This window comes from Waltera sp. (assembly GCF_046969025.1).
In the GTDB taxonomy this organism is placed as follows: Bacteria; Bacillota; Clostridia; order Lachnospirales; family Lachnospiraceae; genus Acetatifactor; species Acetatifactor acetigignens.
The window spans coordinates 1-15,137 of record NZ_JBKVQF010000034.1 but is presented as its reverse complement, the minus strand read 5'-3'; the positions used below and the strand labels follow the sequence as shown (position 1 = coordinate 15,137).

The 15,137-nt window shown below is 46.9% G+C and carries 15 protein-coding genes and 1 riboswitch; all 15 genes read left to right on the top strand.

Features of this window, described 5'->3' with window-relative positions; translation table 11 throughout:
- Position 1 precedes the first annotated feature (1 nt).
- The gene (locus ACLTOH_RS14360) at positions 2-1,456 is read left to right on the top strand and encodes a TrkH family potassium uptake protein (RefSeq protein WP_055263365.1); all 1,455 of its coding nucleotides are present in this window, start codon (positions 2-4) and stop codon (positions 1,454-1,456) included.
- A 77-nt stretch (positions 1,457-1,533) separates the two neighbouring features.
- Positions 1,534-2,892 carry an NCS2 family permease gene (locus ACLTOH_RS14355; protein ID WP_055263363.1) on the top strand — a complete coding sequence of 453 codons (1,359 nt, stop codon included), beginning with the start codon at positions 1,534-1,536 and terminating at the stop codon, positions 2,890-2,892.
- An 87-nt stretch (positions 2,893-2,979) separates the two neighbouring features.
- The gene (locus tag ACLTOH_RS14350; protein WP_412224292.1) at positions 2,980-3,984 is read left to right on the top strand and encodes an ABC transporter substrate-binding protein; all 1,005 of its coding nucleotides are present in this window, start codon (positions 2,980-2,982) and stop codon (positions 3,982-3,984) included.
- 24 nt (positions 3,985-4,008) lie between these two features.
- Entirely contained in the window at positions 4,009-4,950 is a 942-nt protein-coding gene (locus ACLTOH_RS14345) for an ABC transporter permease (protein WP_242853338.1), read from the top strand.
- 12 nt (positions 4,951-4,962) lie between these two features.
- A complete protein-coding gene (locus ACLTOH_RS14340; protein WP_172679172.1) occupies positions 4,963-5,757 on the top strand; it encodes an ABC transporter ATP-binding protein in 795 nt (264 codons plus the stop codon).
- A gap of 77 nt (positions 5,758-5,834) precedes the next feature.
- Positions 5,835-7,319 (top strand): AAA family ATPase, encoded by a 1,485-nt coding sequence (locus ACLTOH_RS14335; protein WP_055066888.1) that lies wholly within the window; start codon positions 5,835-5,837, stop codon positions 7,317-7,319.
- A 76-nt stretch (positions 7,320-7,395) separates the two neighbouring features.
- Positions 7,396-7,587 (top strand): hypothetical protein, encoded by a 192-nt coding sequence (locus ACLTOH_RS14330; RefSeq protein WP_117832966.1) that lies wholly within the window; start codon positions 7,396-7,398, stop codon positions 7,585-7,587.
- Between the two features lie 100 nt (positions 7,588-7,687).
- Entirely contained in the window at positions 7,688-9,157 is a 1,470-nt protein-coding gene (locus ACLTOH_RS14325; RefSeq protein ID WP_155175085.1) for an RNA-binding domain-containing protein, read from the top strand.
- A 297-nt stretch (positions 9,158-9,454) separates the two neighbouring features.
- Entirely contained in the window at positions 9,455-10,309 is an 855-nt protein-coding gene (locus ACLTOH_RS14320) for an aldose 1-epimerase family protein (RefSeq protein ID WP_412224290.1), read from the top strand.
- 68 nt (positions 10,310-10,377) lie between these two features.
- Positions 10,378-10,492, top strand: a riboswitch (FMN riboswitch).
- Between the two features lie 151 nt (positions 10,493-10,643).
- The gene (gene ribD, locus ACLTOH_RS14315; protein WP_097781398.1) at positions 10,644-11,768 is read left to right on the top strand and encodes a bifunctional diaminohydroxyphosphoribosylaminopyrimidine deaminase/5-amino-6-(5-phosphoribosylamino)uracil reductase RibD; all 1,125 of its coding nucleotides are present in this window, start codon (positions 10,644-10,646) and stop codon (positions 11,766-11,768) included.
- Entirely contained in the window at positions 11,732-12,373 is a 642-nt protein-coding gene (locus ACLTOH_RS14310; RefSeq protein ID WP_412224289.1) for a riboflavin synthase, read from the top strand. The genes ribD and ACLTOH_RS14310 overlap by 37 nt, the downstream gene beginning before the upstream one ends.
- A 12-nt stretch (positions 12,374-12,385) precedes the next feature.
- Positions 12,386-13,582 carry a bifunctional 3,4-dihydroxy-2-butanone-4-phosphate synthase/GTP cyclohydrolase II gene (locus tag ACLTOH_RS14305; RefSeq protein ID WP_097781397.1) on the top strand — a complete coding sequence of 399 codons (1,197 nt, stop codon included), beginning with the start codon at positions 12,386-12,388 and terminating at the stop codon, positions 13,580-13,582.
- A gap of 21 nt (positions 13,583-13,603) precedes the next feature.
- Positions 13,604-14,080: a 6,7-dimethyl-8-ribityllumazine synthase gene (ribE, locus tag ACLTOH_RS14300; RefSeq protein ID WP_097781396.1), complete on the top strand. Its 477-nt coding sequence runs from the start codon at positions 13,604-13,606 to the stop codon at positions 14,078-14,080.
- A 20-nt stretch (positions 14,081-14,100) separates the two neighbouring features.
- Positions 14,101-14,517, top strand: a complete 417-nt coding sequence (locus ACLTOH_RS14295; protein ID WP_412224288.1) for a winged helix-turn-helix domain-containing protein — start codon at positions 14,101-14,103, stop codon at positions 14,515-14,517.
- On the top strand, positions 14,514-14,963 hold the full coding sequence (locus tag ACLTOH_RS14290; protein WP_015565338.1) for a low molecular weight protein-tyrosine-phosphatase: 450 nt from the start codon (positions 14,514-14,516) through the stop codon (positions 14,961-14,963). The genes ACLTOH_RS14295 and ACLTOH_RS14290 overlap by 4 nt, the downstream gene beginning before the upstream one ends.
- The last annotated feature ends 174 nt before the right edge of the window (positions 14,964-15,137 follow it).

The following is a 15,137-nucleotide window of genomic DNA, read 5'->3' as shown; positions in this document are numbered from 1 at the left end:
TATGAATTATAAAATGATGGGAAAATTTCTTTCCCAGATCTTAATTGTGGAAGCAGGGTTTATGGTTCCGGCACTTTTGATCAGTCTGTATACCGGAAGCCGGGCAGCAGTTTATGGGTTTGGGCTGTCCATTTTGATCACTGCCGGAGTTGGTGCCTTAATGTATTATTTTTGCAGAAATTCCACCCGTCGTTTTTTTGCGAGGGAAGGGATGGTCTGCGTAGCCGGAAGCTGGATTGCAATCAGTTTTTTCGGGTGTCTGCCATTTGTTTTTTCCAGGGAAATTCCAAACTTTGTCGATGCCCTGTTTGAAATTGTATCGGGATTTACAACCACAGGTTCTTCGATTCTGGGAGATGTGGAAGCACTTTCTCCCGGAATTATGTACTGGCGGAGTTTCAGCCACTGGCTGGGCGGCATGGGGGTACTTGTATTTCTTCTGGCACTTTCTCCGAACGGAGAGAGAGGCAAAGGGTATACCATGCATCTGCTGCGTGCGGAGAGTCCGGGACCGAATGTGAACAAGCTGGTGCCGAAAATGCGTACAACAGCAAGAATTTTGTACGTCATATACATGGTGCTGACATTCATCAATTTCCTGTTTCTCCTGTTGGGAAAAATGCCGGTTTTTGATGCCGTATGTACCGCTTTTGGAACGGCCGGCACAGGTGGATTCGGAATCCGGAATGACAGTATTGCAGGATACAGCCCATATATACAGAATGTATGTACGGTCTTCATGTTTTTGTTTGGAATCAACTTCAGCTGTTATTATCTGCTTTTAGTCCGGCATGTAAAGGAAGTGCTCAAAGATCAGGAACTGCGGCTGTATATCATCATATTTGTGGTCAGTATTCTTTTAATTACGTTCAATATCCGGGGACTGTACGGCTCCTGGGAAGAGACGATCCGCCATGCGGCATTTCAGGTTTCCTCTATCATGACGACGACCGGGTTTGCAAGCACGGACTTTGATTTGTGGCCCGGATTTTCGAAAGCACTGTTGCTGTGCCTGATGTTTGTCGGTGCCTGTGCAGGCAGTACGGCAGGAGGGCTTAAGATGGGAAGACTTCTTCTGATTCTGAAAAACCTGCGCAGAAATATCCGCAGAATTTTAAGCCCGCAGCGTGTGGAAGTTGTGCGCATGAATGGAAACCGGATCGGGGAGGATGTATTAAATAATACAAATACCTATCTGGCGGCTTACGGTGTGATTTTAGTCGGAAGTTTTCTTTTGATTTCTATTGATGGACTGTCCATGACAACAAATGTGTCTGCGGTTGCTGCGTGCTTTAACAATATCGGACCGGGATTTGATGTGGTGGGACCTACCTGTAATTTTTCGGTGTATTCCTGGTTTTCAAAACTTGTGCTGATTTTTGACATGCTGGCCGGAAGACTGGAAATTTTCCCGATGCTTGTTCTCTTTTCAAGAAGTACCTGGAGACATAAATAATTGAATGGATTTCTCAATTATTTTATGATAAAATAGTAGGGTGCTTTTACACAACAATAAAATATGGAGGAGAGAACATGTTAGAGAAAATGTTTAAGCTCAAAGAGAATAATACCACAGCGAAAACAGAAGTGATCGCCGGTATTACGACGTTTATGACCATGGCGTATATCCTGGCTGTAAACCCGAACCTGCTTTCACAGGCAGGAATGGACCCGACAGCAGTGCTGATCGCAACCTGTCTGGCATCCTTTATCGGTACGTTTGCAATGGCACTCCTTGCAAATTATCCGTTTGCACTTGCACCGGGTATGGGACTGAATGCATACTTTGCATTTACCGTATGCGGAAATATGGGATATTCCTGGAAAGTAGCCCTGATGGCAGTATTCTTCGAAGGTATTATCTTTATTATCCTTTCTCTTACCAATGTGCGTGAGGCAATTTTCAATGCCATTCCGACCACATTAAAGAAAGGTGTGAGCGCCGGCATTGGTCTGTTTATCGCGTTTATCGGATTGCAGGGTGGACATATCGTTGTAAACAACGATTCCACATTGTTATCTTATGTAAATTTCAGAGATAACTGGCATACCGAAGGAATCTGTGCAGTACTTGCACTGATCGGTCTGCTTCTTACTGCAATTTTATACATCAAAAAAGTCAAGGGATCTATTCTGATCGGTATTCTGGCTACCTGGATTCTTGGAATGATCTGTCAGGCAGCGGGTGTTTACCGTATCGATGCAGACGCTGGATTTTATTCTCTGTATCCGACATTTGCCATGACTGATTTTTCAAAAATCGGGGAGACGTTCGGACAGTGTTTTACAGCAGATTTCCATGGAGTCGGAATTATGAACTTCATCGTAGTCATGTTGTCTTTCCTGTTTGTAGATATGTTTGATACGATCGGAACACTGATCGGTGTATCGGATAAGGCCGGCATGTTAGACGAAGATGGAAAACTTCCGAACGTAAAGCAGGCACTGATGGCAGATGCAATTGCTACTTCTGCAGGTGCGGTCCTTGGTACGTCTACAACTACAACATTCGTAGAGAGCTCTGCCGGTGTCGGAGCTGGTGCAAGAACCGGTCTTGCATCCATCGTTACAGGATTATTATTCCTGCTTGCAATTTTCTTTGCACCAATCTTTACGGCAATTCCGGGCTTTGCAACAGCACCGGCGCTGATCTTTGTCGGATTCCTGATGGTATCCGCAATTGTAAAGGTTGATTTCGAGGATCTGACAGATGCAGTTCCTGCATATCTGTGCCTCATTGCGATGCCTTTAATGTACAGTATCGCAGAGGGTATTGCCATTGGTGTAATCTCTTTTGTACTGATCAATCTGATCTGTGGCAAGCGTAAGAAGATTACTCCACTGATGTATATCCTTGCAGTACTTTTTATCTGCAAATATATTTTCCTGTAATTACGCAGTGGACGAGCCGCTTTCCAGTAGGACGGGAAGCGGCTTAAAGTCTATCTGACTATATAAAATATAAATGGAGGAACAACTATGAAAAAATTAAACAAGGCAATGTCGGTTGCTGTGGCAGCAGCCATGATGGTATCCCTGGGCGCCTGTGGAAATTCCGCAGATGCAGCAAAAGACGGGACACAGAGTGCAGGTGCATCCGGTAAAGTATATAACATCGGAATCTGCCAGCAGCTGGAGCATCCGGCACTGGATCAGGCAACACAGGGATTTGAGGATGTCTTAAAGGAAAAGCTGGGAGACAATGTAAAATTTGATCTCCAGAATGCACAGAACGAGCAGGCAAATGCTTCTACAATTGCAAATAATTTCGTATCTGCCAATGTGGATCTGATTCTTGCAAATGCAACCACTGCTTTACAGGCATGTGCAGCAGCGACAACCGATATTCCGATTCTGGGAACTTCCGTTACCGATTATGCAACGGCTTTGGAGATTGATGACTGGAGTGGCACAACCGGAAGAAATATTTCCGGAACATCCGATCTGGCTCCGCTTGATCAGCAGGAGGATATGCTCGTAGAGCTCTATCCGGATGCAAAGCATGTCGCAATACTTTACTGCTCTGCAGAGGCAAACTCCAAATATCAGGCAACCGAGTTTGCAAAATACCTGGATGAGGACGGTATCAGCTACAAAGAGTTTACCGCTTCCGATTCCAATGATATCGGTTCTGTGGTACAGAGTGCAACCGAGTATGCAGATGTCATTTACATTCCGACAGACAATACCATGGCACAGAACACAGAAGCAATCAACAATATCGCACTTCCGGCAGGAACTCCGATTATTGCCGGAGAGGAAGGTATCTGTAAAGGATGCGGAGTGGCAACGCTTTCCATCAGTTATTATGACATCGGAAAAAAGGCCGGTGAAATGGCATATGACATTTTAGTAAACGGTGCGGACATTACAACCATGAAGATTGAGACTGCACCAAACGTAACCAAAGAATACAACAAAGATATCTGTGATCAGCTGGGCGTTAAAATTCCGGATGATTACAAGGCTATCGAGGCTGAATAATTAAGGGGGATGGGTATCGTGTTAATATCTGCTTATTTTGCTTCCTTAAGTCCGCTGGCGCTGTTTCGTGCGCTGCCGGGCTCCATTGCACAGGGTCTGATCTGGGGCCTTCTGGCATTGGGAGTATATATTACATACAAACTTCTGGATTTTGCGGATCTGTCGGTGGACGGTTCTTTTGCAACCGGCGGAGCTGTGGCGGTTATGCTGATCCGCAGTGATATGAATCCGTGGGTTTCCCTTATTTTTGCATTTGCTGCAGGAATGCTTGCGGGAATGGTCACAGGTCTTCTGCACACCAAACTGGGAATTCCTCCAATTCTTGCCGGAATTTTAACGCAGATTGCACTGTACTCCATCAATCTGAATATTATGGGACAGTCCAATCAGGCGATCAGTGTGGATAAATATTCCCTTGCGGTATCGCTTCGTTATGTATCCGGTGATACAGCAGCAAAAATTAAAGTATTTACCACCTGTATCCTGTTTGGGGTAGTGATCGTGGCGATTCTTTACTGGTATTTCGGAACCGAGCAGGGGCATGCCATCCGGGCAACCGGATGTAACCCGCAGATGGCGCGTGCACAGGGAATCAATACCAGCTTCTGTAAGGTACTGGCACTGATGATTTCCAACGGACTCGTTGGTCTGTCCGGTGCACTTTATGCACAGTATCAGGGTGCAGCGGATGTCAATATGGGACGAGGCGCAATCGTTATCGGTCTGGCTGCCGTTATTATCGGAGATGTACTGTTTGGAAAACTGTGTGCAGGAAAGAAACTGGCATTTGCATATACGCTGTTTTCCGTGATCGTTGGAGCGATCATTTACTACCTTGTGCTGAGCATCATTTTGTGGCTGAAATTCCCATCGGATGATCTGAAACTGTTCTCAGCAATCGTGGTAGCAATTTTCCTTGCGATTCCATATCTGAAGAATAAGAAAAAAGCAACAAGGGGGCTGTAACCGATGAGTGAGATGTTAAAAATTGAAAATATCCGGAAAGTATTCAATCCGGGTACGATAAATGAAAAAGTGGCTCTGGACGGTGTCAACCTGACACTTGAGGAAGGCGAATTTGTCACAGTGATCGGTGGAAACGGTGCAGGAAAATCGACAACACTGAATGCCGTAGCCGGTGTATGGCCGGTAGATTCCGGAAAAATCTATATCGGCGGCGAGGATGTGACAAAGTTATCCGAGCATCGCAGGGCACAATATCTGGGACGTGTGTTCCAGGACCCGATGACCGGTACGGCTACCACAATGTCCATTGAGGAAAATATGGCAATTGCAGCAAGACGTGGAAAATCCAGGGGATTGCGATGGGGAATTACCAAAGCGGAACGCGAGAAATACCGCCAAATGCTTTCCACCCTGCATCTTGGACTGGAAGATCGCCTGACATCAAAAGTCGGTCTGTTATCCGGTGGACAGCGTCAGGCAATCACGCTTCTGATGGCTTCCATCCAGAAACCGAAGCTTCTGCTTCTCGATGAGCATACGGCTGCGCTGGATCCAAAGACTGCCGCAAAGGTACTTGAGATTTCGGATCAGATCATTTCAGAGAATCATCTGACGGCCATGATGGTAACACACAATATGAAGGATGCGATTGCCCATGGAAACCGTCTGATTATGATGCATGAAGGAAAAGTTATTTTAAATATCGCAGGTGAAGACAAAAAGAAACTTACGGTCGGAGATCTGCTGCATCAGTTTGAAAAAGTAAGCGGTGAGGAATTTGCAAGTGATAAAGCACTGCTTTCGTAGAAAATAACAGAATTGTTTATGCATGATAAGGGTCAAAACTGTTTTTGACCCTTAAATCATGTAGAAGGGAGATAGATATGCCTGTATTTGATTTCAGCAATACAACGGAAGAAAAGAAAGCCTGTGAGTGTACCTATACAACATTTCAGTCGAATGAAAACACTGCAAGTGCAAAATATCCGATTCTGGTTTTAGATAATACGGCAAAGCAGTGGAAATATCATTCCTGCGGAGTGTTCACGAACCAGACAAAGCGCACAGCATTTGAGTTTACCCAGGAAGACGGAACTGTATGTGCGGATATTTTGCGGGTGGATGCCCGTTTTGTCAATCTGCTTCGCTGGCTGGGGGAAAACCACATTAATGTCCGGCTGTCTGGAGAGAACACACCGGATGGATATGCTGTGTATAAGATCCGTGAAATTGCATTTGGCGGTGGAAAAAAGCTTTCCGCGGAAGATGGCTTTTTACAGTTTATGATGGAGCGTCTGTTTGCCAGCAGTGCACCGAGTGAGGAAGCGGTGGATGAGGAGCAGGAGGAAGACGGCGATGATATGAAGCTCACCAGTATTCAGAGCATCACCGATTTTATGACCTGCGCAGGACGGACCATGCCGGATAACATCCGGTTGTGGGCACGCCGGAATTTAGCAGTGGCACGTTCCAATGAAGTGTCTCCGGAAGAGCGGCGTCATGCACAGCGTGCACTTTCCATCATGATGAATATCCAGTGGAAAAACAATTATTTTGAGGCCATTGATCCCAAGGAAGCCCGTCGGATTTTAGATGAGGAACTGTATGGCATGGAGCGTGTAAAGCAGAGAATCATTGAGACGATCATTCAGATCAACCGCACACATACGCTTCCGGCATACGGACTGCTTCTGGTGGGACCGGCAGGAACCGGAAAATCGCAGATTGCCTATGCAGTTGCCCGTATTTTAAAACTTCCGTGGACAACTCTTGATATGAGTTCCATCAATGATCCGGAGCAGCTGACCGGAAGTTCGAGAATTTATGCTAACGCAAAGCCGGGGATCATCATGGATGCATTTGCCATGGCAGGAGAGTCAAGCCTGGTATTTATTATCAATGAGCTGGATAAGGCAGCTTCTGGAAAAGGAAACGGAAATCCGGCAGATGTCTTACTGACACTTCTGGATAATCTGGGATTTACAGATAACTATATCGAGTGTATGATCCCGACATCTGGTGTTTATCCGATTGCAACAGCAAACGATAAGGAGCAGATCAGCGCACCGATTCTGTCCCGTTTTGCGGTAATTGATATCCCGGATTATACGTTTGAGGAAAAGAAGATTATCTTCTCAAAATTTGCACTGCCTAAGGTATTAAAGCGCATGAGCTTAAAGGAAGAGGAATGTATCATCACAGATGAGGCATTAAATACAATCGTGGATCTGTATTCGGGTACCAGTGGAATCCGTGATTTGGAGCAGGCGGCAGAACATATTGCTGCAAATGCGCTGTATCAGATTGAGGTGGATCATCTGAAATCTGTTACCTTTGATGCTGAGATGGTGAGAAAACTCCTCATTTAAATGGCTGGTTAAAAAATATTTGTGTTGTAAAAAGCCATACAAGGTGGAACACTATCGGAAATAGGAGGTGCATACTATGGCAACAAAAACTGCAAATGTAACAGCACGAGTACCATTTTCACTTGATATTCCGGATAAACTTGCTACGAGAGATTCTATAACACAAGCTGAATTTGATACTATGATGCAGACCGGACTTGCACAGGCAAAAAGAATTGATGCTGTATCTGTTGATGAGGCTTTTAATCAATTAAAGGCGGAGATATAGTGCATTATATTTCAAAGGATCTGATGGCACCGGATGCAGCGGATAATCTGCTTGATAAGATGAAAGTAGAGATTAGAACAAGAAAATTGGAGGTAGCATTATGGCAAAAGATGAGCTGTTTTCTGGCGAATCAAAGAATATTGAATACAAGGTAGTTGTACCGGATAAAAGCGAAAAATATATGAAAACAGTTGTGGCTTTTGCCAATACACAGGGTGGCAGACTGGTCATAGGTATTGATGATAAAACACATCAGGTAGTTGGTGTTGACAATGATAGTTTGTTTCAAGCTATGGACGCTTTGACAAATGCTATATCAGATTCTTGTGAACCGCAGATCATACCGGACATTGGGCCGCAGACGGTTGATGGCAAGACAGTCATTGTTATCACGGTGGAAGCAGGAAAAAACCGACCATATTATATTAAAGCCCAAGGTAAGGCGAAAGGCACCTATATTCGTGTGGCTGGTACTTCCAGACATGCGCATCAGGAAAAGATAAGTGAGCTGGAGATGGAAGGCGCCCGTATTTCTTGGGATGAGCTTACTTGTGTAGGATATGAAGTGACGGAAGAAGCAACGCAGTCTTTATGCAAGGATATTGAAGATTTCCGAAAGAAGGCAGGACTTTCGGGGCATGATGTAAGAAAAGAGCAGTTGTTTAATTGGAAAATTTTGAAGAAAAGCGAAGGCAATGTGCTTGCATCAAATGCGTATGTGCTGCTAACATCAGATTATTTTCCGTTTGCAAAGACGCAGTGCGCCGTATTCAAGGGAACGGATAGAACGGTTTTTCTTGATAAACGGGAATATACTGGACCGATATACAAGCAGATAGAGAGTGCGGTTGATTTTGTTTTGAGAAATATCAGACTTGGAGTGACAATAGATGGCTTAGTGCGTCGGGAAAGCTATGAACTCCCAGTAGAAGCAATTCGTGAAATGATAATCAACGCACATTGTCACAGAAACCTGTTAGATGAATCCTGCATACAGGTGGCAATTTATGATGATCGCTTAGAAGTGACATCTCCAGGTGGACTATACAATGGACTAACCTACGAGGAAGTGATGAAAGGTCATTCCAAGATTAGAAACAAGCTGATTGCAAATATATTTGGTCAGATGGGACTGGTAGAAGCGTGGGGAAGTGGCATCAGAAGAATTATAAGTGTTGCTGGAGAATATGGACTGCCTGTTCCGACTGTGGAAGTATTTGATGATATGTTTCGGGTGAATTTATATAGGAATGTGCAGCATAATGCAAATGGTGGAGAAAATAGTGGAGTAAATGGTGGAGTAAATGGTGGAGTAAATGGTGGAGTAAATGGTGGAAATGATTTCGGAGATAAAGTCCGTATCAGAGAAAAAGCACAGAAATTGACGGAGACTCAGGAGAAAATACTAGATTGTATAGCAGAAGATAAATATATTTCGGTCAAAAAAATAGCAGACAGAATAGATATATCTAGGCGGACTGTTGAAAATAATATTAAAAAAATGAAAGAATCAGATATTGTGGTTCGTCATGGTTCACCGAAAAATGGGTATTGGGAGATTATAGAATAAACTGTAATTCTGAAAAAGTATATCAGCAAAAGTGTAAAGGAGTGAATGTATGTCAGAGTGGTTTTCCCTGAGCTTGTGAATAAAAATATACCAAAGCAGATTAACACTATTGTAAACAGAGACAGTAATCCGGAGGAACCTAGAGTGCTTGCACTTGAAGATTTAGTATCTGTTGCTACTTCTTCGCAAATTCAGTCCATTGACAAACCTCGGTAAAATAGCATAAGATAAAATGGACAGGGAGAGAAAAAGTGAAGCGGTAACGCGTAATTTATAGAATCAGAGGAGATGGAACATATGGCAAGACATAAGCTTGAGAATGAACTCATTGCAATCGAAGTGGAGGAACATGGGGCAGAATTAAAATCTCTGGTCCGTAAAAATACCGGAAAAGAATATATGTGGAAAGCTGATCCAAAATTCTGGGGACGCACCTCACCGGTACTGTTTCCGTTTGTTGGAGCGGTAAAAGACAAACAGTTTCGTACCAAAGGACAGACTTACACCATGGGACAGCACGGATTTGCCCGCGATATGGATTTTACGCTGGATTCTCAGACGGAGGATACGCTCTGGTTTGTATTAAAATCCAATGAGGAAACCATGGCAAAATATCCTTATGCGTTTACCCTTCGTATTGGATATCACATCGAGGAAAATAAGCTGGAAGTGCTCTGGCAGGTGGAAAATCCTTCGGAGGAAGAACTTCCGTTTTCGATTGGCGGGCATCCGGCATTCAATCGTCCGAAAAATTGTAAAATCCGCTTTGATGTAGCTGGTCCGCTTACAAGTACAACGATTGTGGATGGTCTGGTCGGAAACGGTACTGTGGATTATGAATTGAAAAATAGTTATCTGACAGTTACCGATCATCTGTTTGATGATGATGCCCTTGTGATTGAAAATCAGAATGTGCATGAAGTCTCTCTTTGTGACATGGAAGGAAATCCCTATCTGACCGTTACGATGGATGCTCCATTGTTTGGAGTCTGGTCACTGGCGGGAGCAGATGTACCGTTTATATGTGTAGAGCCATGGTATGGACGCTGTGACAGTGCTGATTTTACCGGAGATTTAAAAGATCGGGAGTGGGGAAATCTGATTGCACCGGGCGGTATCTGGAAAGCCCATTATACGGTGGAGGCAGTATAGAAAGCCAGAAAAATTCTCTTGACAGAAAAGGAAAGAAAGATTATAGTCTTATACATAGACAATTTTATAAAGATCTTCAGGGCAGGGTGCAATTCCCTACCGGTGGTATAGCCCACGAGCCGCAAGGCATGATTCGGTGAAACTCCGAAGCCGACAGTACAGTCTGGATGAAAGAAGATACCAAGCGCAGAGCCCGCACGGTTCTGCGCTTGTGGAGGCTGCTCTGGGATGCGTTTGCATTCTGGAGCTTTCTTTTTTGCACAAGGGTCCCTTGTGTCTTTTCGGCTTGCCCTGAACGGTTTTGTTCAGGGCTTTTTCTTTTGGAGGCGACACGATGAACGACAAAGAGTATATGCGTCTGGCTTTGCAGCTTGCAAAAAAAGGTTGCGGATGGACATCTCCCAACCCGATGGTGGGTGCCGTGGTCGTAAAAGAGGGCAGGACCATCGGACAGGGCTGGCACCAGAGATACGGTCAGGCTCATGCGGAGCGCAATGCGCTGGCATCCTGCACCGAAGATCCGCAGGGAGCGACCCTGTATGTGACATTGGAGCCGTGCTGCCATTACGGAAAGCAGCCGCCCTGCGTGGATGCGATTCTGGACGCGGGCATTCACCGGGTGGTCGTGGGTTCTGCTGACCCGAATCCGCTGGTGGCTGGAAAAGGAATTGCAATCCTGCGCGCACACGGCATAGATGTGACCGAAAATGTTCTGCAAGAGGAATGCGATGCGCTGAACAAGGTGTTCTTCCACTATATCACCACAAAACGCCCCTTCGTTTCCATGAAATACGCCATGACGATGGACGGAAAAATCGCCACATACACAGGCGCTTCCAAATGGATCACCGGGGAAATTGCCCGGAATCATGTTCAACGGCAGCGACACCGATTCCGCGGCATTATGGTGGGAGTCGGAACCATCCTAGCAGATGACCCACTGCTGACCTGCCGGATAGAGGGTGGCCGTGATCCCGTCCGGATCATCTGTGATACACATTTGCGGACACCGCTGCAATCCCAGATGGTCATGACCGCCAAACAGGTTCCGACCATTCTTGCGACCTGCTGCGGCGACCCGGAGAAGCAGGCGGCATATCAACAGGCCGGGTGCCGGGTCCTTTGTCTGGAAGCGCATTGCGGTCATGTGAATCTTCTGCAACTGATGGAACAGCTGGGGCAGGAGCAGATCGACAGCATTCTACTGGAAGGCGGCGGAACCTTGAACTGGTCTGCACTGGAAAGCGGCATCGTGCAGCAGGTACAGGCTTACATTGCCCCGAAGCTGTTCGGAGGAAGGGATGCCAAAGCACCCATTGAGGGTGCAGGTGTCCCGCTTCCGGATGCTGCATTCCGCCTGAAGAACAGCCGATTGGAACAGCTTGGCAAAGATTTCCTGATCGAAAGTGAGGTGGAGTACCCGTGTTTACCGGAATCGTGGAAGAAGTCGGAACAATAAAATCCATCAATCGGGGACAGCATTCCGCCGTACTGACTGTTCGTGCAAAAACGGTTCTGGAAGGAACCAGGATCGGCGACAGCATCGCCGTCAACGGCATCTGTCTGACCGTCAGGCAGCTCTTCCCGGATAGCTTTGCTGCGGATGTCATGCACGAGACCTTGAACCGCTCTGCACTTGCACAGCTCACCGTTGGAAGTGCTGTCAATCTGGAACGTGCCATGCCGGCCAACGGACGTTTTGGCGGACACATCGTAGCAGGCCATGTGGATGGCGTCGGACGCATTGCTAATATCCGAAAAGACGATACGGCTATCTGGTACATCATTCATGCAGATTCTGCGATCCTTCGCTATGTCGTTGAAAAAGGCTCTATCACAATAGACGGTATCAGCCTGACCGTGGCTGCGGTGGAACCTACGGGCTTTTCCGTGTCCACGATACCGCACACCGTCCGTCAGACGAACCTGAACCAACGGCACAAAGGGGATTTTGTCAATTTGGAAACCGATGTTGTTGGAAAATATATCGAGAGGCTGCTTCCATCAGAAACACCGAAGCAAAACACGCTCACAAAAGAAATGCTGCTGCGCTGCGGCTTTTAAGGAGAGTTTACGATGAACTTCAATACCATTCCCGAAGCTTTGCAAGACCTGAAGCAAGGAAAAATCATTCTGGTAACGGATGACCCCGACCGTGAAAACGAGGGGGACTTCATCTGTGCTGCCGAATTTGCCACCACCGAAAACGTCAACTTTATGGCGACCCACGGCAAAGGTCTGATCTGTATGCCGATGTCCGAGGCTTTCGTCCAGAAGCTGCAATTTCCGCAGATGGTGCAGCATAACACCGACAACCATGAAACGGCATTTACGGTGTCCATCGACCACGTTTCTACTTCTACGGGCATTTCTGCCGCAGAGCGTTCCATTACGGCGATGGCTTGTGTGGACGATCACGCAAAAGCAGAAGATTTCCGCAGACCGGGCCATATGTTCCCCCTTCTGGCAAAAAAGAACGGTGTGTTGGAGCGCAACGGTCACACGGAAGCAACCGTTGACCTGTGCCGTCTGGCAGGGCTGAAAGAATGCGGCCTGTGCTGCGAGATCATGCGGGAGGATGGCACGATGATGCGCACCGCTGAACTGGCAAAGCTGGCAGAGCGTTTCCAGATCAAATTCATCACCATCCGTGATTTACAGGAGTACCGCAAGTGTCACGATAAACTGGTCGATCAGGTGACGGCAGTGAACCTGCCCACCAAGTATGGCACCTTCAGAGCTTATGGTTTTGTGAGCCGCCTGAACGGAGAGCATCACATTGCACTGGTAAAAGGTGACATTGGCGATGGAAAGGATATTCTGTGCCGCGTCCACTCGGAATGCCTGACAGGAGATACATTTGGCTCTTTGCGTTGTGACTGCGGCCAACAGCTGGCCGCTGCCATGACGCAGATCGAAAAAGAAGACCGGGGTATCCTGCTCTATATGCGGCAGGAAGGCCGGGGCATCGGTCTGATCAACAAGCTGCGTGCCTATGAACTTCAGGAGCAGGGCATGGATACGCTGGAAGCCAATCTCGCTCTGGGGTTCCATGGAGATGAACGGGAGTATTATCTCGGCGCACAGATCCTCCGGGAACTTGGCGTAAAAAGCCTGCGCCTGCTTACCAATAACCCGGACAAAGTATATCAGCTCTCCGAGTTTGGGCTGGAGATCTCCGAGCGCGTACCCATTCAGATGACGGCGACCCCGTATGACCTGTTTTACCTGAAAACGAAGCAGGCACGGATGGGGCATCTTCTGGAATATTAACAACGAAAGAGGTATTTAAAAATGAAAACATTTGAAGGCAAGCTGGTTTCTCAGAATATCAAGGTCGGTATCGTAGCTGCCCGATTCAACGAATTTATCACGTCCAAACTTCTGAGCGGAGCAATGGATGGTCTGCTCCGGCACGATGTGCAGGACGCTGATATTCATGTTGCATGGGTTCCGGGTGCTTTTGAGATCCCACTGGTTGCCTCTAAAATGGCAAAAAGCGGAAAGTATGATGCTGTGATCTGCCTTGGTGCCGTGATTCGCGGTTCTACCAGCCATTACGACTATGTGTGCAATGAGGTTTCCAAAGGCATTGCCACGGTCTCGCTGGAAAGCGGGGTTCCCGTCCTCTTTGGTGTTCTGACCACCGAAAACATCGAACAGGCCATCGAGCGGGCAGGCACCAAAGCAGGTAATAAAGGCTATGACTGTGCAGTCAGTGCCATCGAGATGGTAAACCTGCTCCGGGAAATGGATACCGCCGCAGAGTAAAATACACGCAGGAGTTTGCCATGATCGTTATAAAGACCCGACAGCCTGACCCGGAATTGGAGCAGAAGATCCGGATGCTTCTGGAACGAGAGTACATCGAGGCAGAGCAAATATCCATTGATTCATGGGAGAAGTTGGTTCTTCCGGGGCTTACACTGGACGGAATGGCCCACGAAGTGTCGTGCAACGGCAGAAAAGTCTCCCTTACACGACTGGAGTTCGATTTGCTGCTGATGCTTGCCTCCCACGAAGGACAAATCTTCTCAAAAGAAGAGCTTTTCCGTGCTGTGTGGGGACAAAACTGTGACGACACCTTAAAGGTCGTGGCAAATACCGTTTCCAATCTGCGAAAGAAGCTGGCCGGCTGCGGTAGCTTTATCCGCACTACCCACGGCGGCTATGCTTTTGTAAGCCAAAAGGAGAACGACCCGGCATGACCAGGATCTTATTTATTTGTCTCGGAAATATCTGCCGAAGCCCGATGGCGGAGTATGTGATGAAAGACCTTACGTCCAAGGCAGGACTATCCGAGCAATTTGAAATCGCATCAGCCGCCACCAGTGCATGGGAAATCGGAAATCCGGTCTATCCTCCTGCACGGCAGAAGCTGGCAGAACATGGCATCGACTGCAACGGCAAGACCGCCCGGCAGATGACCCGGCTGGATTATGCACGGTATGATCATCTGATTGGCATGGACGAAAGTAATCTGTGCGACATCCTGCGGCTTGTCGGCGGAGACCCACAGCATAAAGTCTCGCTGCTGATGGCGCATACGGATCATCCCCGTGAAGTGGCAGACCCATGGTTCACGGGAGATTTTGAAGCCACATGGCAGGATATACTGGAAGGATGCACGGCATTGCTTGAGGAACTGCGCTAAATTGGCGTAAATTTGGGCGTATGCCAAATCAGGAGTGTTTGACACTTGCCAACGACAAATTGATTTAACCACAGGAGAAGTTGCCTGTCAGCATAAAATCTCTATACGAAACAAAAAGCGGCAGCTACGTTGTATTTTCACAACATAGCTGCCGCATTTTTGCGTTTGGGGTTC